The sequence below is a fragment of the Paenibacillus sp. FSL H7-0716 genome (assembly GCF_038002705.1).
GTDB lineage: Bacteria > Bacillota > Bacilli > Paenibacillales > Paenibacillaceae > Paenibacillus_AQ > Paenibacillus_AQ odorifer.
In genome coordinates this window covers 109,122-133,882 of sequence record NZ_JBBODA010000019.1, presented here as the reverse complement: position 1 = coordinate 133,882, position 24,761 = coordinate 109,122, and the positions used below count along the sequence as shown (strand labels likewise).

22 protein-coding genes are annotated in these 24,761 nt (G+C 45.9%); 3 read left to right on the top strand and 19 right to left on the bottom strand.

Annotated elements, in window-relative coordinates:
- From MHH60_RS21940 to MHH60_RS21930, 3 genes are all read right to left on the bottom strand, one after another.
- Window positions 1-1,646 (bottom strand): AAA family ATPase (locus tag MHH60_RS21940; protein ID WP_341161159.1); only part of this gene is annotated, 1,646 nt, incomplete at its 3' end.
- Window positions 1,579-2,931 (bottom strand): metallophosphoesterase family protein, encoded by a 1,353-nt coding sequence (locus tag MHH60_RS21935; RefSeq protein WP_076133595.1) that lies wholly within the window; start codon window positions 2,929-2,931, stop codon window positions 1,579-1,581. The genes MHH60_RS21940 and MHH60_RS21935, both read right to left, overlap by 68 nt.
- A 6-nt stretch (window positions 2,932-2,937) precedes the next feature.
- Window positions 2,938-4,074: a glycosyltransferase family 4 protein gene (locus MHH60_RS21930; RefSeq protein WP_036689393.1), complete on the bottom strand. Its 1,137-nt coding sequence runs from the start codon at window positions 4,072-4,074 to the stop codon at window positions 2,938-2,940.
- A gap of 157 nt (window positions 4,075-4,231) precedes the next feature.
- On the opposite strand from MHH60_RS21930, the gene MHH60_RS21925 reads away from it, so the two are divergent.
- Window positions 4,232-5,632 carry an RsmB/NOP family class I SAM-dependent RNA methyltransferase gene (locus MHH60_RS21925; RefSeq protein ID WP_076133596.1) on the top strand — a complete coding sequence of 467 codons (1,401 nt, stop codon included), beginning with the start codon at window positions 4,232-4,234 and terminating at the stop codon, window positions 5,630-5,632.
- 112 nt (window positions 5,633-5,744) lie between these two features.
- Window positions 5,745-5,840 (top strand): sporulation protein YjcZ, encoded by a 96-nt coding sequence (locus MHH60_RS21920; RefSeq protein ID WP_197069771.1) that lies wholly within the window; start codon window positions 5,745-5,747, stop codon window positions 5,838-5,840.
- A 214-nt stretch (window positions 5,841-6,054) separates the two neighbouring features.
- Here MHH60_RS21920 and MHH60_RS21915 read toward each other — a convergent pair whose 3' ends face one another.
- The gene (locus MHH60_RS21915) at window positions 6,055-6,696 is read right to left on the bottom strand and encodes a histidine phosphatase family protein (RefSeq protein WP_076133597.1); all 642 of its coding nucleotides are present in this window, start codon (window positions 6,694-6,696) and stop codon (window positions 6,055-6,057) included.
- A 27-nt stretch (window positions 6,697-6,723) separates the two neighbouring features.
- Complete coding sequence (locus MHH60_RS21910; RefSeq protein WP_076133598.1) at window positions 6,724-7,662, bottom strand: ketopantoate reductase family protein; 939 nt, start codon at window positions 7,660-7,662, stop codon at window positions 6,724-6,726.
- A gap of 163 nt (window positions 7,663-7,825) precedes the next feature.
- Between MHH60_RS21910 and MHH60_RS21905 the strand changes: the two genes are divergently transcribed.
- The gene (locus MHH60_RS21905) at window positions 7,826-8,395 is read left to right on the top strand and encodes a TetR/AcrR family transcriptional regulator (RefSeq protein ID WP_076133599.1); all 570 of its coding nucleotides are present in this window, start codon (window positions 7,826-7,828) and stop codon (window positions 8,393-8,395) included.
- On the opposite strand, the gene MHH60_RS21900 is transcribed toward MHH60_RS21905, so the two are convergent.
- From MHH60_RS21900 to MHH60_RS21835, 14 genes are all read right to left on the bottom strand, one after another.
- A complete protein-coding gene (locus MHH60_RS21900) occupies window positions 8,386-9,384 on the bottom strand; it encodes an ABC transporter ATP-binding protein (protein WP_256715058.1) in 999 nt (332 codons plus the stop codon). The genes MHH60_RS21905 and MHH60_RS21900 overlap by 10 nt on opposite strands.
- 34 nt (window positions 9,385-9,418) lie before the next feature.
- Window positions 9,419-10,201, bottom strand: a complete 783-nt coding sequence (locus MHH60_RS21895) for an ABC transporter permease (RefSeq protein ID WP_076133600.1) — start codon at window positions 10,199-10,201, stop codon at window positions 9,419-9,421.
- Entirely contained in the window at window positions 10,198-10,929 is a 732-nt protein-coding gene (locus MHH60_RS21890) for an ABC transporter permease (protein WP_256715059.1), read from the bottom strand. Before MHH60_RS21890 ends, MHH60_RS21895 begins: the two co-directional genes overlap by 4 nt.
- A 139-nt stretch (window positions 10,930-11,068) precedes the next feature.
- A complete protein-coding gene (locus MHH60_RS21885; RefSeq protein WP_038569878.1) occupies window positions 11,069-12,241 on the bottom strand; it encodes a serine hydrolase domain-containing protein in 1,173 nt (390 codons plus the stop codon).
- Between the two features lie 143 nt (window positions 12,242-12,384).
- A complete protein-coding gene (locus MHH60_RS21880) occupies window positions 12,385-12,777 on the bottom strand; it encodes a hypothetical protein (protein WP_143766631.1) in 393 nt (130 codons plus the stop codon).
- Window positions 12,778-12,945: 168 nt separating this feature from the next.
- Window positions 12,946-14,502, bottom strand: coding sequence for an extracellular solute-binding protein (locus MHH60_RS21875; RefSeq protein ID WP_076133603.1), 1,557 nt, complete (start codon window positions 14,500-14,502; stop codon window positions 12,946-12,948).
- Between the two features lie 57 nt (window positions 14,503-14,559).
- Window positions 14,560-16,854 carry a DUF4962 domain-containing protein gene (locus MHH60_RS21870; protein ID WP_076133604.1) on the bottom strand — a complete coding sequence of 765 codons (2,295 nt, stop codon included), beginning with the start codon at window positions 16,852-16,854 and terminating at the stop codon, window positions 14,560-14,562.
- A 2-nt stretch (window positions 16,855-16,856) separates the two neighbouring features.
- A complete protein-coding gene (locus MHH60_RS21865; RefSeq protein ID WP_076133605.1) occupies window positions 16,857-18,935 on the bottom strand; it encodes a heparinase II/III domain-containing protein in 2,079 nt (692 codons plus the stop codon).
- Entirely contained in the window at window positions 18,932-19,693 is a 762-nt protein-coding gene (locus tag MHH60_RS21860) for an SDR family NAD(P)-dependent oxidoreductase (protein ID WP_076133606.1), read from the bottom strand. Before MHH60_RS21860 ends, MHH60_RS21865 begins: the two co-directional genes overlap by 4 nt.
- A 46-nt stretch (window positions 19,694-19,739) precedes the next feature.
- Window positions 19,740-21,536 carry a sensor histidine kinase gene (locus tag MHH60_RS21855; RefSeq protein WP_076133607.1) on the bottom strand — a complete coding sequence of 599 codons (1,797 nt, stop codon included), beginning with the start codon at window positions 21,534-21,536 and terminating at the stop codon, window positions 19,740-19,742.
- Entirely contained in the window at window positions 21,536-22,567 is a 1,032-nt protein-coding gene (locus MHH60_RS21850) for a response regulator transcription factor (protein ID WP_076133608.1), read from the bottom strand. Before MHH60_RS21850 ends, MHH60_RS21855 begins: the two co-directional genes overlap by 1 nt.
- Before the next feature lie 64 nt (window positions 22,568-22,631).
- Window positions 22,632-23,513: a carbohydrate ABC transporter permease gene (locus MHH60_RS21845; RefSeq protein WP_076133609.1), complete on the bottom strand. Its 882-nt coding sequence runs from the start codon at window positions 23,511-23,513 to the stop codon at window positions 22,632-22,634.
- A gap of 24 nt (window positions 23,514-23,537) precedes the next feature.
- On the bottom strand, window positions 23,538-24,494 hold the full coding sequence (locus MHH60_RS21840; RefSeq protein WP_036689353.1) for an ABC transporter permease: 957 nt from the start codon (window positions 24,492-24,494) through the stop codon (window positions 23,538-23,540).
- Complete coding sequence (locus MHH60_RS21835) at window positions 24,484-24,690, bottom strand: tautomerase family protein (RefSeq protein ID WP_076133610.1); 207 nt, start codon at window positions 24,688-24,690, stop codon at window positions 24,484-24,486. The genes MHH60_RS21840 and MHH60_RS21835 overlap by 11 nt, the downstream gene beginning before the upstream one ends.
- Between the last annotated feature and the right edge of the window lie 71 nt (window positions 24,691-24,761).

Below are 24,761 nucleotides of genomic sequence, written 5' to 3'. Positions count from 1 at the left end.
CCCAGCAGGCCGATCGCAAGCACGGCGCTAGCCGGCGGAGCACCGGTCAGCCACAGCGCTGCGGGCAGCAGCACGGTTAGTGCTGCCCCAGCCCACAGCAGGCGCCGGTAGAGCGCGGCCATGCGCTTCGCGCCAAGGCCGTCACTTCCGGCGCCGCGCGCTGGCCCTTCGCTGAGCTGCGCTTCGCGCCAGCGTTCGGCCGCCTGCTGCAGCTCGTCCCACAGCTGCAGCACTTCACGGGCGCTGCGGGGAGCCAGCTGCGCAAAAGATTCCGCACCGGTAGCGTGCTCACGCGCCAGCGCCCGTTCCGCTGCTTGGAGCGACGCTGTGGCAGCGGCCAAACGGGATCGCAACGACTGCCGCGTTGCACCCTCCGCCTCCATGCGGCGGTCATAACTAGCGAACGCCGCCGCGAACTTCCGTGCAGCTTCACGATCCGCCGCTGTACCGGAGAATGAAGTCAGCTCTGCAGAGCCCCAGCTCACATCAATGCCGCGCAGAATTCGCCGCAAATGCTCATTCAGCGCTGTTAATTCTCCCTCAAGCCGCTGTCTTTCCGTTCTACGGTTCTCGTAACTACTCCGATGCCGGTCCAGCCGCTCCAAAGCAGGCCCCTGCGCTGCTAATACTTCATCTGGAGGGTTCTTTGCCAGTTCAATAGTAAGCTCGCTTAGAAGACGTTCATAACGCACTACTGCTCCCTGTGCATTACGAATTTCTCCTTCAAATGCCTGAAAGCGAGTTGCCCCTTCTTCAGGAAAGGCTGAAATCAATGGCAATCCTTGCAGCTCTAGCTGAGCCTCGCTCCACTTTAGCCACAGCTCACGGACTTCCTCTGCTTTTCGAAACATCACTAGCTGCTCTCCAGTGAGCTTGCGCTGTTGTTCCAATTCATCTAGCTCCGACTCCGTTGCCCTCAATGCAACTATATTATCGTTATATCGCGGAAGATAAGAACGGCTTTCAACCATTTGTCGCTCAAGCTTTTCTATAGCTTGCACAACTTTTGCTGCTTCTTGCAGCTTGCCACGAGGTTTGTACAGTTTCTCAGCTTCCTGTACCAAACGGCGTTCCGCACGCATGATTGTACCGCCACCGCCCATACCTGCATGAAAAAGAAAGCTGCTCATTTCCTCAGATTGAAGGGCAGCAAGCTCCTGCAGCTCGTCCAGTGAAACTGCGAACAATTGCTGGAACATGCTCCTAGAGATCCCCCCAAGTAAATGTCGTTCCATTTCAGCTTGTCCCAGCTCTTGAGTCGTTTCATTTGGATGATTTACTGTAATGTTCAGCTTTTCATTTCTTCCTGATCCCTCAGCACCTGAAGCAAAACGGCGAATGGTCCACAAACCATCATTACTGTCACGTATCTTCAAGGTTCCCCCATGCAATCCGCCTTGCATAGGTTCATACCTTTCCAAGGGATTTCCACGGCTTAGAATTCCAAACAGCATAGAGCGTATAAATTGCAGTGTCGTACTTTTTCCTGCTTCATTACGCCCATAAAGTACAGTCACTCCCTGCGTTAAATGAATCTCTCGATTGTGAAGACGCCCGAAGCCATTGATATGCAAATGTTCAATTCTCATCGTTTTGCCCTCCGGATTGTTGATACGAAAGACTTTCCGCCGCTTCAACAGTATCATCCATCTCACCAAGCATCGTGATTCCCTGCTCTGCTGCACCACGTAGCCAGCTCAACTTCTCTTCTTGACTAGTCATAGACAACAGCTTTCGCAGCTCCTGATTCTCCAATAACGGTTTGAGCGCACTATTTAATAGTTCTTCGAGCGCTTCCGGGGAATGTTCCGTATGCTCTGCAATGCGCAGCATTTCTCCAAGAAAACTATCTTCTTCCAATAAGCGTTGGCGATCAATAGCTAAGCCGGACTCGATGGCGAACCCTTCGGTCCAGACAAGCCCTTTGTAATCTTTACGCTCAGCCCTAATCGCCTCACGGCGCTGGAGTTCAGACAGCAGATCCTCTGCTGCCCCTTTTTCAGCCAATACTTTATGTACGTCCCCTCGCCCACTCAGACGAAATCTGACCACCGACATGAGCTCCGGGAGCTCCGCGCGGATGTCTTCAATAACCCGCTCCACTTTCTGTATCCATTCTGCTTCATTGCTTAACCCTTCTATAGATAAGTCTCTAACCTGCCAGCGGACGAAATCCAGTTCATGAAATTGCAGAGTGGATCTTCCAGCCTCATCTACATCCACAATATAACAACCCTTAGCTCCGGTTTCCTTAATGCTGCGCCCTTGTATATTGCCTGGATACACAATCACAGGCTTCTCATGCAGCACACTACGTTTATGAATATGTCCAAGCGCCCAATACTCAAACCCCCGTTCGATAAGGTCCCTACGACTGCAAGGAGAATAGGTCTCATGCAGCAAATCACCATCTACATTGCCATGCAGCATCGCAATATGAAACAGGCGGCTGCCAGGTTTACGAGAAAAGGTTACAGCAGTGTTGTTCGTCACTTTCGCCGTTGGATAAGAGATTCCACTAACGATGGCAACTTCTTGGCCATCTATACGGCGGTAAGCTGTAGCGTGTTCCGGCTTCTCTCCGCCAAATACGGTAACATGCTTTGGCATTTCCGTTGTCAGACGCAGTCCGTCAAGCGGATCGTGGTTGCCATGAATCAGGAACACGTTAATCCCATGCTCACCGAGTTCTTTGAGCGCTTCCTGAAATCGCAGCTGTCCCTGTAATGAAGCATCTGAAACATCGTATACATCTCCACTAATGACAATAAAATCAACGTTCTCTTGGATCGCAACGCGGACAAGCCGCCCGAGGGCGGCAAAGGTAGACTCACGTAAATAAGCACGAATGGCTGGCGAAATATGCGCCAGCCCGGCAAAACGGCTATCCAGATGTAAATCAGCAGTATGCAGAAAGCGAAATGGTATCATAGCTGCTCACCCTTTCGTTCCTGAGGGATACTGTAAATAGGTTTTTTTAAGTTCATTAGCAACTCGTGTCAACGAATATAGGCTTTTGGCTTTATCCCATGCGGAACGTGAAAGCTCATAACGATAAGCCGGATCAGATATCACCTTCTCTAATGCATCAGCAAGAGCAATCTCATCGTCCGGACTGACCAATAGACCATTCACACCATCTTCAATCTGCTCCGGTATTCCGCCCACATTTGTCCCCACTAAAGCCAGGCAGCTAAGTGCCGCTTCCGCAAACACTGAACCGAACGCCTCCGCCCGAGAGGGCAATACGAAAATATCAAAGAAAGGCATGAATTCTTCAGGGTGCAGCGTATATCCGTAAAAAATTGTTTCATTATAGATCCCTAAATGTTGGGCCATCTTTTCCAGATCCGCACGTGAAGGACCATCGCCAATAATATGCAGTACATACTCATGACCGCGATTTTTAAGCTCCGCGCAAGCTTTGAGTAATATATCTATTCCTTTAGCCGGAACCAGACGTGTCACGGTCACTAGCTGCGGAATAGCATTATCATGCGGAACAGGCTTAAATCTTTTTTCATCAAAACCATTCGGAATAACACCTATATTAGAAGGATCAATAATATAAGGGGCCACATAATCTGCAAAAGATCGCGACACCGTCATTAATCGATCACTAACATGCTCAAGTTCACGATAAAGTGAGACTAGAAAACGATGCTCCAAGCCATCCTCTGAAATCGCTCCATTTAAAATCAATTCTCGCTCGTAACTGGAATGCAGGGTATGAATTAACGGAGTATCAGGGAACACTTTTTTCATCGCTAAGCCAGCAATCGGATGATGAGAATGAATTAGATCATAGGGCTTACTCATCCGCAGTTTAGTCCACCATAAATAATCACGATAGGTCTGAATATATTTCTGAACGATCGGACTTTCTCCATACTGCGTCCAATCAAACGTCTCGAATATTACTTCCTCATGCCCCTTATTGCGAATCCGCTTAGGCAGCCAAAATAAATCCATCTCCCAACGGCTTGAACGGAATCTTTCCTGAAGATAAGGGATCATAGATGATACCCCACCGGGTTGCTCCGGCGGGAAGAAGAGCGCTTGCAGCAAATTCATATGGTACATCCCCTTTACAATTGCCCTGTGTACTGTAAGACTTGGCAATTATGATATAGTTGAATATATGTAGAATTTCAGGTACGATTACGTTCCCCATACCTTGATTTTATCGGTATAAACATGAAACAGCAACTAAGAAAAAGGAGAATGAGCTATGAAGGAAGAACAGCTGCCTGCCTCTTACACCGCATCTATTAAAGAAATGCTGGGGCAAGAGGCAGATGCTTTTCTAGAAAGTTATTCAGCACCACGAACGCAAGGACTGCGCTTTAATCCGCTAAAAAGCACCTCAGCCAGAGGCCAAGTTGCGGTGGACCGTACAGTCTCACAATTTAATTTGAAACCTATCCCATGGTGCCAGGGCGGGTTTTATTATGATGAGCCCGCTCGACCAGGCAGACATCCTTACCATGCCGCTGGACTATATTATATTCAGGAGCCTTCCGCAATGTCCGCAGCTGAACTGCTGGCACCTGAACCCGGTGAAACCGTCCTCGATCTTGCAGCAGCCCCTGGAGGTAAAACTACGCATATCGCTGGTTTAATGCAGGGACAAGGCCTCTTAATCTCTAATGAAATTCATCCGGAACGCGCAAAAATTCTAGCAGAGAACGTTGAACGCCTGGGCATTAAAAATACCCTCGTAACCTGTGCAACTCCAGAACAGCTATCTGCGCGTTTCCCGCAAGCTTTTGACCGAATTATGCTGGATGCTCCATGTTCTGGAGAAGGCATGTTCAGAAAAGATCCAAAAGCCATTCAAGAATGGTCTCCCGCTCATGTAGTTATGTGCGCAGCGAGACAATGGGATATCCTGCAAGACGCCTACCTTATGCTTAAACCAGGGGGTACTTTAGCCTACTCTACCTGCACCTTTAACCGTCAAGAGAATGAAGAAACCATTGCTCGATTGACGGCTAGTTACCCCGATATGGAACTACTCACCTGCAAACGCCTTTGGCCGCATTTAGAAAAGGGCGAAGGTCACTTTGTAGCACTCCTGCGTAAGCAAATTGACACTGCATCCGTGAATGTTGATGCCAACCGCAACGCCAAAAAACGCCGAAGCAAAAACAACCCAAAAACTAATTCTTCTGTATGCGATGCCTACCAGCTTTTTCAAGACTGGGCTGCGGTAGAGCTGCCTGGTCTTTCATGCCAAGGTGTGCCACTGCTCTTCGGAGAATCCCTTTATTTGCTGCCAGAATCCTTTAATGGCAACCTCCACACCGGGCTGCTGGACGGACTGCGTATTCCACGAGCTGGACTACATATTGCCCATTTGAAGAAAAACCGGATTGAACCTGCTCATGCATTAGCTATGGCACTTCAGCCCTTACAAGCATCACGAAGCTTTGATCTCAGCAGTGAGGGTCCGGAAATACATGCTTGGCTCCGTGGTGAAAGCCTGCCTGTCCCCAGCGAATTACATGGATGGACGCTTGTAACTTTAGATGGTTTGCCGATTAGTTGGGGCAAGGCGAGTTTAGGCCAGCTTAAAAATCATCTCCCTAAAGGATTACGTATCCTAAAAGCCCATATTGACGAGCAATAGGCCATAGACCAGTACAACAGGCCCTCTTCGGCATATGATGTCATTATCTCAGAAAGCTGCGACATCAGTCACAGCAATTGAGAAGAAGACATAAGTTGAGGAGGAATAAATCATGGGTGAATTTCATGGAGGAGCCTTCACTTCGACCGGAGCGATTTTGGTACTTTTCATCTTGCTGGTCATCATTTCCCGTTCGTTGTTTGTTTAATACCTTCCCGGCTTAATTAGCTGGTGAAACGAAGCGGCTGTGTCGTCCTTTTTTTGGGGCGGTGCGGCCGCTTTATTTCTTTCCGACATAACATCTCCATTTGTTATTCTCGTGAATATTTACCATCTGAAAGCCCGATTTCAGACACGAACCCTCTAGGATTTTTGGCTTGCTCAATCAGCGCATTCAATAACCCCATATTTGTACCTCCCAATCAATTGGCCATGCCCGCAGCCTGATCACTTGATATATGTTCCGTAAGATTTTCTGCTGTAACTGCCCACTTATCTGCTTGATACTCTATTTTATGAATACTAGTATATGAAGTCGGGAAATGGGCACTCTTATTCGTCCACGGTAGCCCTTTTAAAATATGGTATATAACATTAATTACGCCACCATGAGTCACCACAATTACATTTTCATTTGGATCAGTACTCTCCAGTTCATTACATAGTTTTGAGAAGCTTGAACTTATTCGTGTAAAAAATTCCTGAGGACTTTCTCCTCCTGGAAATCTCTCATCCATTCTTAAAGCCGAGAAATAAAGACCCGGGTATCGTTCATTTGCGATTTCATGGGGCATTCCAGCGATTACACCATTGTTCGTTTCTCTCCAATACTGGCTGCTTTCAACAGGCAAATTAAGCTCTCTGGCGATCTCATTTGCTGTATCTAACGCACGTTGCAAATCACTACAAAGAATACGGGTTATGTTAAAGCTAGATTGATTTCCCTTAAGATAATATCCAAGACGTTCGGCTTGTCTATATCCCTCTACTACAAGTCCACGTTGACTCCACCCCCCACGAAAGCCTTCATCATCTATTCCATGCCTTATAAAATATATAGCCATCGATTGTATACCTCCTGAACAAGATTGTTATACATTTGCATTAAACTTCGAAAACGTTTGTTTTTTTAGTTGATCCCAATTGGGCGTTGCAATGTTTGCTTGTTGCTTCAAAATATCAAATGAATCAAACAAAGCTGCTATTTCGCTGAAAGAACCGTCCACTAATTTCATAAACGGTAATTTATGAATTATTGTCAGACCATAATATACAGCCTGCTTGTGCTTTCGAACAAAGTTAACTTGACCTGCTGGAGTAACAGTATAGCTTAATTTCTCCATGATTTGAAACCCCTCGTCCATTACTGAAATAGCTTGTTTTAATAGCTTCTTATCTTTGGATACCTTTTTCAAATTCCCGTCATGAAGATAACTAAGGGAGTTCAAAGCCACTATTGGCACGATATGACTTTTGAGCCAAGCATCCATATCGTCATGATAACTTAGCTTATACTTAGCGTTCTCAAACGCTTTTTCCAGTAAGTGTTTTATTGGGACCTCACCGTCAAGACTGCCAAGTACCATTTGCCCTCCTGCATGTATTTTGATAACACGGCCGCTCGTTTCACGAATTCCTGCACTCAGCTGAAATCCGAAGAGTATAATTTTCCTCACATTGCTCATTTCCTGTAAATCTTTTTGCATTCCATGTGCATCGCCATTGTTCCCCACAAGAATTATATTCTGACTATGATTATTAGCTAGAATAGGTAACACGGCTGGAAAATCATTATATTTCATAACAACAAAAATAAGATCATAGAGATCATCAGATGGAAGCGTGGAGATGATCTTTACTTCATCCACAGTGTTTTTAATTTGAAAATAATGGCGAAGCACAAGTCCGTCTTTCGTCAATTGCTCAGCTCGCTTTCCTCTGGCAAGCATGGTGACATCATTTCCCCCACGGACTAGAACATGTGCAAGATAGCTGCCCAATACTCCCGCTCCAAAAACTAAAACTCTCATATTTAACTCCTCTATCCCTTTTTAGACATTTGTTGAATTTTGATCAACTGTTCGATAAAATCAGATTATCACATCTCTGGTAGGGTTCAATCGTTAGTTTGATCGGTTTTGTTGATTTTTCAACAGAATACAATACATTGTTTAAAAAAAAGGGAGTCTTACCATGGACAGAAGAATTAAAAAAAACCAAACAGCCATCATGAATGCATTAATTCAACTGATGGCTGAAAAAGATTTTGAAAAAATAACGATCAACGAAATCGCAGAGCGCGCTGATGTAAACCGCGGAACGATTTATTCCCATTATGCGGATAAATACGATCTGATGGATAAATGTCTGGAGGCTCAGCTCCAGCAACTAATCGAAAGCTGCTCCGCAGTGGAGGATGAAACCGAACCTAATCCCTCGAAGGCGTCATTGCTCCGCACGCTGGAACAATTGGAGGAGAATGCTCTCTTTTATAAGACTTTATTAAGGAACAAAGCTTTGCTCTCCTTTAGAAACCAATTACAAGAAATGATAAATGAGCAGATTAAGGTACAATTTTTAGAAAACAATTTTAACCTGGATGAGTTGAGTAAAGATATATCTGTGCAATTTTTGAGTTCGGCGACTGTCGGAGTGATTGAATGGTGGTTTACCCATAGTAATCCTTGCTCTGCAAAAGAGATCACTGAAAAGTTATGGTCCATGCTCGATCTAAATCTGCAGATGATCGGTTCTCAAGCTTGAATATGTTCTCCCGTATCCATCTCATAAATGGAACTGATGATTTTTTCAATGGGAATCTCCTTAATAGAAATATCAAGGATCTCTACCTTTTCGCTAAGAATATGCAGAAACTCACCCATTTTACATTGCTCGGTATCGATCAGCAGCTCCACTTCGTAATCCGATATTCTTTCCGATATCAAAGTTCCAGGTAGATCAATATCTCCAATAGTTGTGGCGGCTGAAAGCCTGACTACTTTTTTGGCGCCCAGATGCAGTCGAAGTTCAGAGAACTTGTCGTCATATACTTTTTTCCCTTGATGAATTATAAGTACTCTTTGAACCAAACGCTCTACATCTTCCAAGTCATGTGTTGTCAGAATAAATGTGGTGCCTTCCTGATTCATTTGCTTAATGAATTCTCTGATTCTTTGTTTAGCTATCACATCCAGCCCGATCGTCGGCTCATCCAAAAAAACCACAGGTGGTGAATGAAGCATCGCCATAATAAACTCGCATTTCATTCGTTCTCCCAGGGAAAGGGTGCGCGTAGGCTTAGTAATAATATCGCTAATCTCAAACATGTTTACAAATCGGTCTAGTCTTGTACGAAAGTCGTTCGTAGGAATATCATAAATTTCCTTGTTCATATAAAAGCTATCCAATGGGGGAATGTCCCATATTAACTGCGATTTCTGTCCGAACAATACCCCGATTTGTTTTACGTATTGATTTTTCTGCTTATGAGGGTTGTACCCTAGAACATTTATTTCGCCCGAGGTAGGATAAAGAACGCCTGTCAGCATTTTAATAGTCGTAGATTTCCCTGCACCGTTTGGACCCAGAATCCCAATGATTTCTCCTTTTCCAACACTGAACGAAAGATCTTCTACAGAGGTAATGATCGATTTTTCACGGTAAAACAGACTTTTAAATACGCTTTTTGCATCTTGTCCACGGTGATAGGTTTCATATTGCTTGGTTAAGTTCTTGACGGTAATAATGTCCAAGTGAAATTCTCCTTCTTAGAGCTAAACTAATCTTTTATCCTCCAGCGCTTTTGTAACTGCGAAGCATGTATGTATAGAGCCAAATTCCGAAGGCAGCAAATAACACACAAGGAATAATCGCTATAAAAAAATAGGGTTCCCATCGGCCAATCAGTGTAGAAGCTGGAAAGTAAGCAATCATGGAAACCGGAAACAGAAAAGAACTCACGGCTACGACTGCTTTAGGAAAAATCGTCCCTGGATAACGTCCAAAAGACTTAATGCTCTCAAACATCTCCGGCAAGCGGGAATTCGCCACCCATTTGAAGGAAATTGCTGCCACAATAAGCGCCACGCCGAACATAACAAGCAGCCCTGCACCAAACAACAACAGGAATAATAACCAAGAGCCGATGGTCATCCCATCGATTCCGCTAAGTGCGTATACGAACATAACTACACCTCCACCTAAAAGCCCGATACTTTCGAATTCAAAAGATCTGGCCAACAGCAGAAAAAGGCTCGAGGCCGGTTTAATTAATACCACTTCCAAAGTCCCTTCTACAACATGAGACATCGTATTCCACATAATTCCGTTAAAAAAAATCCCGGCACAAGCCGTAGACAGAATAAAAACGGATTGAATTAACAGCGCCTCTTTAAAGGTCCAACCTGCAAATGAAGCATTCGAATTATAAATGAATACCGTTACTAGAGGAAACAGCACATTCCCTATGAGCATGATAAGACTATTAAGAATAAAATTAACACGATAAGTGATAGCAGAAGCAATATTCGCCTTCATGCAGGTTTTATATATTTGATACATACGTTTCATGCGCCCACCCCCGTAAAATGCTTAAGCGACACCGCATACAGCACCCGGCAGACAACTCCGGCAATAATGACGGCTATCAGCTGCAGCAATAATACTTGAGGAATAGGTAAGGTTATATCCGCTAAAGTATAGCTACCTGTATAGACCATTGCGGGAAGAAAGGCCGTATATTGAAAGGGTAAGAAAAAGGACGCCATTTGTAAGGATTTTGGGAAAAATACCAATGGAATCAGCGATCCTGAAAATATCCCTTCGCAAAGATTAAAAAAATTACGAATACTAGAGGATTGCACCATCCAAAAAGCGACCATTCCAATACTATAATGAATGAAAAAATTCATCATAAACGCCATAGCTATCGAAAGAATCGCGTATAGTAAATTTGCGGGTAAGACATCAATATGAAAAATAAAGAAAAAGATCATAAAGCAGGGTAAAAATTCAAATAAAAGCCCAAGTACCCTATGCCCTGCCTTTTGAGACAAAGCAAAGAACATATGATTCAGCGGTCTTAACGAAAACGTTATGAATTTCCCGGTACGAATAAGCATTTGTAAATTCCAATCGGCAAAATCCATAGTCAAATAGTTGATCAACATCGTGGCGCAAAAATAAGAGAGCATCTGAGAGAGCGACATCCCGTTAATAGAAGATTCCCCGCTATAAACAGCGCTCCATATATAATACTGCACTAAAAAGTACACTGGGCCAACAAAAATAGAAACCATCGAATGCGTCCTGTACGCACTCCATTCCTTATAAGTAACAAAAGCAACCGCCCTCATAATGCGAAAGCGGTGCTTTATCATCTCAAACATAAGTCACATCCTGCCTATCTTTGATATCTCACAACATATAATCTTATTCTTATTCGAGTCCGGACCAGATCACATTGTTTGTACCGAAAATCCCTCTACCGTCCCATATATTTTTATGAAAAGGGATATACCAAACGGCAATCAGCTTTTCTACCGGATCAACGACCAAAGAACAAGACCCCCATCCTTCGTGAAAAAAAGTGCCTTCAGAATAAGATGTACTTTCATTATATCGAAGGTCTGGCCCAAGACCGTATGGTCTATCCGCTCCTCCATCTCCCCATGCGTAGTTTGGAATTTTTTCAGAATTGAACCGCTTGGTCATTCTCTGAACAGCCATCCGGCTTAAGACATGACCCCCTTCGTATTCCCCATGGTTAAGCAGCATGATTCCGAACTTTTGTAGATCATTAACGGTTGAATACAGTCCCCCACCAGTTCCGGGAGTCTTGATTTCTTCCTCAGACCTTTGTTCTTCATCCGTAATTTCCCCGTTTTGCAGCTTCTGAAGATATTCCTTGGCTTCTTCCGAACGAATAGCGATCCTACCAGCTTTCTCAGGCGGTATATCAAAGAAAGTATCTGTCATGCCTAACGGTTTTACAATGTGGTCCATTATGTAATCTTCTGCAAAAACACCTGTTATTTTCTCAATAATTGCACCAAGAACCACGTATCCGAACGAGGAATACATCCATTGAGTCCCTACCGGAAAACGAATGCCATAGGAAAGTCCAGCTTTAATCCAGTTTTCTTTTCCAAGCTCTGATTCATAAATATACCACCATGCACTTTTATAGTAAGTATCACTTATAGTGCCATGATCAGGTGCGATGCCGGAGGTATGAGTCAGTAAATGAGCAATTGTAATCGGCTTAAAAGGGTCGGCATCAAACTCTGGAAGAATAGAACTAACTGGTTGTCCCATAAAAATTTTTCCATCATCTGCAAGCTGCCAGATCGCTGTTGCCGTAAACAGCTTGGTAATAGAAGCGATTCGAAAAATTGTATCCGTTTTCAATTCTTGGTCGCTATCTTCTTCGTAACTGAAGCGTCCCCCCGCTCCATTAGCAAATATTTTTCCATAACGACTAAGAGAATAAATATAGCCATCGGCTACTTTCTTATTACAGAGATCCTCATAAAAATGATTAAGTGCCTCTAATCGGTCCTCCCTGTAATTCACTTCGTTCAGCTTGCTAAGCTCTGTGGATGATAACATTATTCGCACTCCCCCTTATTATTCAATAAAATACATGATGCATAAATATCTTGCAATAAAACCCAAATAATTGAAAGGGTGATTATACATATAACTATTTTATACTGCTCCAATAATTCTGTAACAGCAATGCTGTAATCTCGTTAACGGTTTGTCGTTAGAGATTTAACTAGTGCCATTCCACTAACCAGACCAAATACTACCCCATCATGTATGCTTGCAAATTTGTAGATCTCTATGTTCGAAATGTTAAAATACATTACTAAAATTGGATACATAAGCAGAAGAAAACTTGGAAGAAACGCAATAAACAACAGCGGCCAATTAACAATAAAAGCTTTAGGTAATCCTTCTAATAACGCCAGATAGATCCCATAGACAAACGGGACAATAGCCGTGATCCATACAGTATTTTCTAATTGATAGTTCTTTTGTGCCTCTTCAGTGTAATGACTAATCAGCGAGTTTCCATAATGTAATAAGAGCGCCCCCACTATGATCCAGACAAGATAATATAAAAATTTTGAATTCCGCATCTTCATGAAATCACTCCGTTTCTTTTTATATAGTTCATTAGAATGTCTCTATTTAACTTACCATATAATCCATACTTTGGATATTACATTAAAGAAAACTGGCCCTAACTAAAAAGGCTACCTCTCGGCAGCCCTTAAATTGAATTCCAACTCCCCTGGAGGATAAGTTTATCTGCGTGGCATGGTGACGCCTGCTTTGTTGTTATATTTTTCCGTAGCTTCCTTGATGACATCGTTACCGCCCTTAGAAAGCCACTCCTCCACAACCTTCGGCCAGTCGCTGATAGGTTCCTTGCCATATACCATCTTTACCATGTGCGTCAGCAGTACCGGAGGAGCCGTGTCCGAGTTAGGTGCAATGTCTGGATTCTTCACCAAGGCATCTAGCCGCGGGTCGAACTGAATTCCGTCACGGCCTTCGTTAGCCAGGATAGTATCATATACATTGATCAAGCTTCTGCCTTCTTCTGTCATGTTTAGGACACCCTTATTATAAGTAGTATCCTGCACCATCCAGAGGAATGACTGGCGGTAGCGCTCCTCATCTATAGCGGCGGAATCCGCAGGAGAGGTGTATACAATTTTGCCGTTCTCTTCCTTGTAGGTTTCGTCCTTAATCCCAAAGGTAAAGAAGGTTTCTGCCTCTTCGCTCAGCATCCAGTCAAAAAATTTCACGATATCCGCAGCATTCTTCGTACCTTCCTTAATAAAGTAGGTGCGCGTAGCGGAGCCGTACAAGTAGGAGCCTCCTTTTCCATCGGGTCCCACTGGCGAAGGAATGATTTCCAGCTTGGCGGACGGCGTCGTAGCCTTCAATTGCTGCTCCCACTGCAGAAGCTCGTTGGCATTCATCGTCCACATGCCCGCTTTTCCTGAGAGAATCGCATTTTTGTAGTTGGTCGGGTTAATGGTGGCAAATTCCTTGTTGATCAAACCCTCTGTATACATGGTGTTGTAGGTTTGTAACGCCTTCATCATATTTTCGCTATCCATAAACTTCGGCTGAACCTGGCCGTTTACTTCCTCGAACATAGTCAGATACGGAAAAACATCATAAGCGCCAAAGAAAGCATCCGCATATTTGAAGTCTTGACGGCCCATGTACGGGTTCTCTATCCCCAGCTTTTTGAAGGCACGCAACACAGTCAAGTACTCATCGACCGTTTTTGGAACCTGCAAGCCGGTCTGATCCAGCAGGTCCTTACGAATCCAAGTCGCCCGGCGGGAGGGATTGGACAGAAACTCCGGTATAGCATAAATTTTCCCTTGATAGGTGACGTTCTCCCAAGCTTCCTTCGGGATTACTTTCAAAAGGTTCTGGCCGTTTTGCTGCAGCAGATCATCTAGTGGCATGAACACACCAGCTTCAACGGAACCAGCCATTTCCTTGCCATTTACACCGCCCGAGCCTTGAACGACATCCGGAATATCATTAGTGGCGAACATCTGCACCATTTTCTGCTCGAACTCTTTATGAGGAACCAACACTATATCCAAGTCTGTGTTTGTCATCTCCTCCAGCTTTTTCACCCATTTGTCCTTGTTCAAGTCGGGTGATTTCTCAACGTAGTTAAAAGCCAGCGTCCGCATCGAGATCGAGAATTCAGTTTTCTGCGGCGTATTTGACGCCCCTCCGGCAGTCTCTTCTTTGTCCTTGTTCGAGCAACCTGCAATAACGGTAGCACCCATTACGGTAACCAGACAGATGCCAATCCATTTTTTCATAATATAACCCTCTCCTTGTACAATGGGGTGTATACGTAAAATGAAGATATCTTAAGACTAATAAGCTTTTGGGATCTCAACCCGGTGGGTAATTCCCTGATTCGTAAAGTAGACATGAACCCCATGGTCCTGATCGTCCATAAAGTACGATACGTAATCCCGGCTTCCTGCTTTTTGGGGAATCAGAAGAGTGACGATCCGATGGCTTACAGCCTCTTGGGTAGAGGCAGTCAAATGCCAATGCTCGGGCAGCCCTTCCCATTCTTTCGGATCTACATCTGTAAATTGATTGCTTTGGCTAAGAGTCATTTCTCCCGAGGAACTATAGACAAATCTGCCCTCCATCTGAGCTTTTTTACCATTTACTTTAAAAGATTGATCCTTCAACTTCATGGAATACAGCGTATGAAACAGCCAATCCAATTTTCCCGGACGTTGCAGCTCGACACTGTCTGTGATAACAAAGTAAGCGCTATCAAAGAAAAATATTTCCCGCACATACCGCTTGATATAGGGTACATTCTCGCGGTAGGCTTCGGTGGCATCCATTTGCGTGTAGTCAATGCCGGGCGTACTATATGCTTTCAACACCTTGCCGTAGGCTGCCATGTTCTTCGACTTGTCCGTGCCAGCATATTGGCCTTTGCCGTCAATGAGAATTGCGTTCTTGGAGCGGGTCTGCCTGCGCCACTGCATATGCATCGTACTGTTGAATGCAACGTAATAACCGCTTTCGATAGCCAAAGGCTCGCCGAAGGCATGCAGCAGGAAGGCGTTTTGATCCCCATGGCTATGGCTCACAGAGCCGTAACGGCTGCTCTTAGTCAACAGCATGATATGTTCCTGCGGATCCTCCATCCGATGATGCATGGCCACCCATCCCACATCCTTAAACCACTTCAGAGGTTCTGCAGCCACCGGTGGCTCTGAAGAAATCTGCGGATAATCTGTGCGATAAACCATCTCATCGAACCGGAAATCCCACCAGCCGTAGTTATAGAAGATCATCTGGGTGTCAGGGTTCAGTTCCTTAGTTTGCTCAAAATACCATTGGTACTGGCCATTCCCGGTTAAACCGGCGAATTGGCGGATATTGAAGCCCGTCTTGAGATTGACCGGATCTCCCAGTGACGATTGATCGCCGAAGCTGGCCCTCACGGTATCCGGACTGAAGCAATAGAGCGGAAAGTCACCGGTTTTGCGAAAGAAAGGACGGTCATAGAAATTGATTGCCATGTATTTGCGAATTAGATTGAGCGCCTCTGTAACGAATGCCATCTGAGTGGTCCAATACATCGGACCTTCGGCCCACCCGCCATCTTTGCCACCCCATGGAGTATACATGGCGGAGAAGTACTCCAGTGTATAATCAAGCCATTCCTGCGCCTTCTCCTCCTCACCCAACATGGAAATACAACAGGGTACGAGTACAGAGGATAAAGAGCGGATCGCATGGCTGTCATAAGGAACTTGATGGATGCGGGAACGTTCGATGACATGGAATGCGATCTGCCCGGTTCTTCGCAGTAGCGCCTGCCTTACCTTAAGGCGTTCTTCTTCCGCCAGAGAGCCGTAAAGCCAATCATAGCCCCATGCCAACGCTCCGGCTATGCGAAAGGAGCATTCATCGTTGTAATCCCGGCTGGTGGTACCATCTGTGTTCCAGCTTGCAGCATGAAGCAACCACTCTTTAGCTTTGGCGATAAGCGCCTCGTCCTCCAACACAACTCCAGCTATAGCAAGATGCCGGATAGCATAGAAGACTTCCTGACAGTCCATATACATCTGCCGCCATAGTGTGGCAACACGCTTATTATCTGGATACGGTGCAGGCTCGGGAATAAGCTCGCGCTTTGTCCAGGGTAGAACGGAATGCTTCAGGAAGTCTTCCCAGCCAGTTGAAGTCGGGTCTTGGCGGACAACTTCCCGGTAAGACGGTAGCTGTTCCGCTTGAAGCCAAAGCCGTGGATGGTTGGCGGAAGCAATTGAATATCGTTCTGTACGGGAAGGCAGTGGCGTTAGCGGCAATTCATCCTCCACCACAAAAGCTCTTACTTTACTCCACTCGGAACGGATATCATTCTCCCCGATAAGACTGTATCGCCAATAATACGGGCCGGGCGCCAATGGCTTATCCGGGGTAAACAAATTATAGGGAATTCTACTGTAGGTCAACGTACCTTCAGACTCAAATTCAGTATTTGAGGAGATCTGCAGCTCATACATACTCTCTTCCAGACATGCAGGCATCCAAGTAAACCGCGGAGGATTCTCTCCAACATCTGTATGTTCATCTGGCCCATATGACAGGTCGAGTACGCCGCTGGTAGGTTGAAATAAAGGTTCTAACATCTCTACTCCTCCGTATTCCGGGACTTTTCCTGAATCAGTCCCGCTTTAGGGTCAAGGCAATAGACCACTACTTGCCCAGTTGTTGCTATTTGGATTCGGGGCGGTTTGCCCACCTGACTCACTAGCTTCAGTACAGCAGGTTCGTGACCGTCCCGATAAACCATAATAAAATCAACCGACGGGCCTTTGTGCCGAAGCATAATACCTCGTAGCAATCTACTCGGGTCTTCGGCAATACCCGGTGTGCGGATTTCATACATAGTGGAGCCGGGCGCCAGTAGGGTACTCGTGGATACTTCATACTCCCGGCTGGTGCTCACTCCATCATAACGGATATTCCACTCCGTATTTAACGTACATTCCGTCTCATTTTTCATTGCGGACAGTACTTCTACTGAGCCATAACCCGCTTCCAGTCCAAGGACTGTCGGAGAATCCTTCTGGACACGGTGAGGGTCGAACGGTAACAGCAAATGTCCCGTCGGATGAAACCATAAGTCTACTTCCTGACTCCGCTCCGTCACCTGCTCAACATGAAACCAATCCAGCAGCCAACCGTCGGCTAATACAAGATGCCGGTCTAGAACAGCTCCTTCATAGGCGCCGTCTGAGCGAATCCATAAGTACGTAGCGTTGCCTTCCTGGCGGAATTGACAGCTGCTTCCGGTATGTGGAGATTGGGAGCGACCTCCGATGGTGACCGTGTTATGGCTCGCGGTTTCGGAATACCATTCCTTGCGCAAAACAGATCCATAAGGAACCATACCCAGCTCGGGAGCAACCTCGCCCCATCGGTGCATAATCGTAATATGAAGCTTGTCGAAATGCCCATGTGATCCGCCATGCTCTCCGAAATCCGCCAGAACGGACAACGGATTGCCCGGGTGGCGGAGCACGGCGAATCCGGAATCCGGCAGTAGGACAGAGTCTCTCACTCTGTAACTGGTCTGAAGTTCCTTACTCTCACCAGCTCCATACAACACTGCCTCCAGACCAGTCCTTAATTCCTGTCCATATAGATACCTATACGCATTCGCCAGTATTGGCTGGAGACTCGGGTCTTTGTAAACCGCAATACCTATTTCAAATACTTCAGCAATTTCTCGGGCGAAAGGAACTCGCGCATAAGGACCATCATGCACGGCTGGAAGCTCCCCGTTATCGCCGCTAAGCTCTACCAACAATTGAAACATGCCACGGATGGATTGTCCCTGATCTCCTTTGGCAGCATAGAGGTCAACTCCGAAGCGCCCGTACATCTCGGCTGCTATGAGATAAGCCCGCAATACAAAAATATGGTAGTACGTGCTGCCTTCAAATTCAAAACCATCTGGCTTCACGCCAATGGACAGATGATGATAGAATCCGCCTTCTCCCTCCAGCAAAGAAGCAAGCTTTTCTCTGGTACCTTTGGCGGCATATACACAAGCCAAGCTAGCGTTCAGCCATGCGGTATAATTGTTCTCTGCATTCTTCTTCTCGTAAATGAGGATGTGGCGGTATTGCTCCATACTCTCCTCCAGCATCGAGAAGAACACTTGCAGCTTTACCTCTTCCTCCCCAGTGAACGTTACTCCATGATCCACAAGCAGCAGATAGGCCCGGATAAGCGTGGTGGACCAGATAGCCTCTGTCAGCGCCTGATGAAAGGCACGGCCACTAAGCATCCAGGGTTGAGCATCGGGATGAACCGGATACAAGGGGAACTGCTCCGCATAACCGACAAGAATCTTCCGGGCTAGGCTGCTATAGAATTCTTCTCCGTCTGTGGCGAATATCACGGCAGCTTGCAGGGCGTATCGCGCCATTGCCTGATGACGGTATACCAGCCATGCTCCCCGGTAGGGCTCACCTTCCAGCTTGCAGCCCTTCGGACAAGAAAAGACAACCGCATTTTGCTCCATAACATCGAAGATTAGCTCAGTATGATGCTGGGGACATACATATTGGTGCCACCAGCCACCAGGTTCTGTCGGGAGCAGAATCTCTTCTCTCCGGAAGGCATCCAGCTCCATTTTCAATTTATCCACCGCAAGACCAACCCAGGAAAAAGTATCTGCTTTCTCCTTAAGGTTCATCATCGCATGAACAAGCCTCCGTTAATTTCAATAATTTCGCCTGTCAGATAATCCGACAGCTCTGAAGCGAGGAAGAGTGCCACATTGCTTACATCCTGTGGAGCACCTTCCCGGCCCAGCGGAATCTTCGCAATGGTTGCCTGTCTTGCCGCATCCGCAGTAAAGGTAGCATGGAAAGCGGTCTGACCGATAAAACCGGGAGAGATAGCGTTTACATTAATCCCGTGAGGACTCAGCTCTTTGGCAAGTCCCTTGGTATAAGACCATACCGCAGCTTTGCCCGCTGCATAAATGGAAGCCCCCTGTCCGCCACCGTCATGGGCCGCAAGAGAAGATACATTGATGATTTTACCGCTTTTCTTGGCAATCATTCCTGCTGATACGGCTTTGCAGGCAAACACGCAAGATTTAAAATTGACGTCCATCACCTTGTTATAATGCTCTTCGTTCATTTCAGTATTGGGAACCCGATTGACCATACCGCCTGCATTGTTGACGAGAATATCGATGGTTCCGCCGAAATGCCCCTCAATTTCCTTCACCATATTGTCCAATTGGGCAGGACTTGTTGCATCTGCCTGAAAAGCAAAAGCTTCTCCTCCGGCCTGACGGATCGCGTCCACCGTCTCCTCCGCAGAACCGAACAAATAGTTTACCGCCACTTTGGCGCCGGAAGCAGCCAAAGTCTCCAAGATTTGTCGGCCTATCCCTGCATTGGACCCTGTAACAAGCGCTATTTTACCAGTCATATCAATTTTCATTTCCCATTTCCTCCTAGTAATAGTTTTTTCTGAAAACATCTTTTTCTCACTCCGCAGGCATGGATAAGATCAACCGGGTTCCCTCATTCTCCACACTTTCGACACTTAACCCGTATTGTTCACCGAACACCATTTGAATTCTCCGGTGCACGTTCATGAGCCCGATTCCACCTCTATGATAGAGGGAGTCTCCTTCCGTATCCGCCAGCTGATTCAGATTCAGCTTCTCACGTAGCTTATCAAGCCGTTCGCGGGACATCCCTGCGCCGTTATCCTCTACAAGAACTAGAAAACGATCTCCCTCTTTTCTGGCGTCGATTCTAATATAGTGCTTGTCTTCAATTCCCTCGGGAAATGCATGCTGAAAAATATTTTCGATCAAGGGCTGAAGTGTAAGCCTGACCATCTTAGCCAGTAGCAGCGTCGGCGGAATTACTACGTCAATTTCGAACTCCCTGCCGATCCTGTGCTTGAGAATCGTCATGTAGCTCAGTACATGATTAAGCTCATTGGCAATCGTAATCTCCTCCAGATTAGTTTGGATGGAGTAGCGAAGCATGAAGGCCATGGCCTCCACTATTTCTGTGATTTCGTCCGAATCCTGAACGACCGCGTAACATTTGATAGTCTCTAATGTGTTATATAGATAGTGCGGATTAATCTGCAGCTGGAGTGCCTGAAATTCAGCTTGATGACGCTCCAGAGCCTCCTTCTGGGTGGTAAGCTCCGCTTCGTATACCCGCTCAATCATTTCGGAAAGCCGGGTCACCATGAGATTGTAGCTGCGCATCAATCCCCCCAGCTCATCCTGACGGCCGTTCATCTCAAGCCTGCGCCACTTGCCTTTTTCCGTCTCCCTCATGCCCTCCTTAAGAATCAGGATGGGCTTCGTGATGGATCGTCCGAACCAGGTGGCAAGGAGCAGTGTGCCGACAAGCGTGAGAGCTCCCACCACCAGCGTGGTCGTACGAATGGTAGAAATAGGCTTGCGCAGCTCACCAACGGGTATGGATACTACAAGCTGCCATTTGGAATATTCAGATTTTCTCGACACGAACAAATACTCTTTCCCGTCTACTTTTTCCACCACAGAGTCATTTGGGTGTTGAAATACGTTCTGAATATGCTCAGCAGATAACCCAGGGTGGTTATTATTCCCTTCCGCCCGATATAGGAGTTTGCCGAATTCATCCATGATAAAGTAGGACCCGCCCTGTCCCAGATCAAGAGGTTCCCATATGCGGGCCAGATCCTCTGCCTTGAATTCAATGGCGACTATACCTTTGGGACGATAGGAAGAGACGCCTCTGATTCGGCGGACCATCGTAATAATGTTCTTATCCCCTTCATTCATCACATTCGTGTTGAGAATGGTGATGCGGCCGCTCTCTGGCGTATGTTCACTTAAGAAACGGTAGCGTTCCTGAGGATGAAACTGCAGGCTATGCGCCTGATAGGAGTTATCGTCGCTAATGGCCTTACCGTGTTCACCGATGACGTACATCAGATTAATCTGGGGATACAGAATAAACAAAGAACGAAACAAATACTTCTGAATGTCATTCGTATATTGATAGTAGGAGAAGCTATCCTCCGGGTCCATATCCAAGAACTCCTTGACTTGATTGTAGGATAGGATGGAATCGCTAGCCTTTTCATAATTTTGCAAATACAGATCCGTTTGATAAGACGCACTTCTGATGACTTGGGCAATGGACTTCTCTGAAGACTTATCCAGCTCAGCCGAAGCCTGAAAATAAGAGATAAATCCAACCATGGACAAGGATAAAAGAATGACGGTCAGAAAGGAGGCAAACAGCTTGTTCGACAGACTCTTTCTCATCAATGGATCCCCAGCTGGTTGCGATACTCAGAAGGAGCCAGCCCGGTGAACTTTTTGAACGTCTTCGTAAAATGAGGATGGTCTGCATACCCGACTTCATAGGAGATATCGGTGATCCGATAGCTTGCATCAGCAAGTAATTTTTTGGCCTTCTCCATCCTGCGTTTTATGCGGTAATGTACAAAGGTCTCTCCCGTTGAGTGCTTAAACATCTGGCTGAAATAAGAGGCATTTAGCCCAAGCACTTCCGCCACTTCTTCCAGCGATACTTCCTGGGCGAGATGCTTTTCAATAAATGCTTTAGCTTCCTCTATCGGATCCTTCGCTTTACCCTTGCGCTTTCTACGAAGCTCTTCCAATATAGCTGCTGACGCTTCTGCGAAGCAGTGAAATAACTGCTCAGGTCCAGCTGCTGGGGACAAGTCTAACACGCTTTTACCGGGTGTAACTGAATTGACAAGCAGCTTCTTCACGAGCAAAGCGTAGCCCTCTTCCAGAAGCTCTTTTTGCTGAATTCGGCTCATCTTACGCTGGAGGAAGTCAGTTTCCCATTCCTTCAGTACAAGGTACAGCCTTTCTTTATCCAAGGTCCAGATGGCATCATCCATACGCACGACCCATTCATCGAGCTTAGCGACAGAGACAAAACTCTCTAACTTCTCTCTATGCGCTTCCAGTTTGGCGATCACATTTTGAAGGTTCCCTTTGCTCACGGGTTTCAGGAGATATTCTTTCACTCCATAGGACACGCATTGGCGGGCGTATTCAAAATCCCCATAACCCGAGATGACAACAGTCTGAATATCCGTCTCCATCTCCGACAGCCGCCGGCACAGCTCCAGTCCGTCTACCTTGGGCATACGGATATCTGTAAAAAGAAAATCCGGATGCTCCTCCATAATGAGCTGGATGGCCTCTTCGCCATTCTGGGCCAGCTTAATGTTATACGGATGCTCGCCGCATTGCTGGATCATGATAGAAAGTCCCTTTCGAATCATGGGCTCGTCGTCTACGATTAATACACATCTCATCCATGGATACCACCTTCCGATTCGTCTCGCTTAACGCGTTCCTATTCTACCACAATATGATAGATCAGGATTTGACGGATCCGACCATCATTCCTTTAACGAAATGGCGTTGAAGAAACGGATAAATCATGATAATCGGAATAGTAGCGACAATGATAACAGCCATTTTGATGCCCTCAGGTGAGGTGTGGGCCAAAGAGCTATACACTGAGGAAGCCGGATCAATGCTGATATCGTCCGTCTCGAAGAGCTTCTTCAACATCACCTGCAGAGGCCATAATGACGGCTTGTTGATATAATACAGAGCGCTCATGTACGTATTCCAGTGCCCGACGGCGTAGAAAATCCCCAATGAGGCCATTACCGGTTTAGACAACGGCAGTACCATATTGACTATGATCCGCAGCTCGCCACACCCATCGATTCTGGAGGAATCTATCAGCTCCTGAGGCAGCTGCATGAAGAAGCTTCTCATCACGAAAAAGTTAAATGCACTGATGGCGCCCGGAATCATAAGTGCCCATAAGGAGTTCATAAGCCCCAAATTTTTGATCAGGATAAAGTTTGGAATAAGAGGGGCGCTGAATACCATCGTGAACAATACCATCATCACGATGTATTTACGTCCTACGAATTCCGGCCGGGACACCGGATAAGCGAGAGACGCTGTCGCAATCAGATTGATGGCGGTGCCCAGTACCGTAATATAGACGGAGACACCGAACGCCCGCCAAATGGAATGATCGCTGAAAACGTACTGATAATTGATTGCGGTAAATTCCTTTGGCAACAACCCTACCTTGCCATTAATAATTGCTTCAGAGCTGCTAAAGGACTGGGCAATCACATTCAGAAACGGCAGAAACATAGCCAAAGCGAGAGCGGTCAGAAACAAAAGATTGAACACATTAAATAGATTCTGGCCGCGAGTATAGCGTACTCTCATCATCCCTACCTCCATAAAGAGCGATTAATACAGCGATTCACCGGTTGTTTTTTTGCTCAAAATGTTGCCGATGAGCACCAGAATGAGTCCAACTACCGACTTGAATAGCCCCACTGCTGTTGTATAGCTGTATTGCTGAGACAGCAGCCCCGCCTTATAGATATAAGTGTCCAGAATCTCCCCGTTCCCGGTATTAAGCGCGTTCAGGAATACCCATACCCGCTCGAAGCCAAGATCAAGAAATCTCCCGATATGGAGAAGGAACAAAATCATAATCGTCGGTATCAGAGACGGCAGTGTAATGGCTAAGGTTTGTTTCCAGCGCCCGGCTCCGTCTACTTCAGCAGCCTCATAAAGATCTGGGTTTATTCCTGCCAACGCGGCCAGATAAATGATCGTACCGTACCCGGAATCCCTCCAGATACCGGAACTGATCAAAATCGTGCGAATGTATGAATTTTCACCAAGAAAATAAATTGGTTCAAAGCCGAAAGCTTGTAAAACCTGATTCACAATCCCTGTTCCTGGAGAGAGGATACCCAAGGCGATACCGCTGACAATTACCCAAGACAGGAAATGGGGCATATAAACCACCGTTTGCAAAAACCGTTTGTAAAACACAAGCCGAATTTCATTCAGCAGAAGCGCAAGCAATATTGGAGCCGGGAAGGCAAATATAAGATCATACAAGCCTAACAGAATCGTATTGCTTAAGATTCTTCCGAAATCCTGGTATTGAAACATCGTCCTAAAGTGCTCAAGTCCCACCCATTCACTGCCTGTAAAGCCTTTAAAAATGTTATAGTTCTGAAACGCAATAACTGAACCAGCCAACGGCAAGTACTTGAAAATGATAAAATACAAGATCCCGGGAATCGCAATCACATAGAGTGCTCTGAATTTCCACATGTTTAAAAGCAAGGATCTTTTCGTGTCAGCTTTGTAGTTAATAAGGTCAACCCCAGTTAACTTAGCTTTCATAACCGTTTCCTATAGGTCCTGTTTTCAGCAGGTTCGCCGGAGCATTCTCGTCTAGGGGAATTTCTTGAAATTCGATGGTAATATATCGTTCCTCCCGATCAATTATTCGGGATAACTCCCGCGTGAATACGGTGACTATCTCCTCCTTCTGCTCACTCGTTCGGCCTTCGTACATCCTAATCTCAATATGTGGCATCGGCCTTCCTCCATTTCCTTGAATAGTGAATGAATCTAACCTCATTCTACCTACAATAAAGCGCTTGCAAT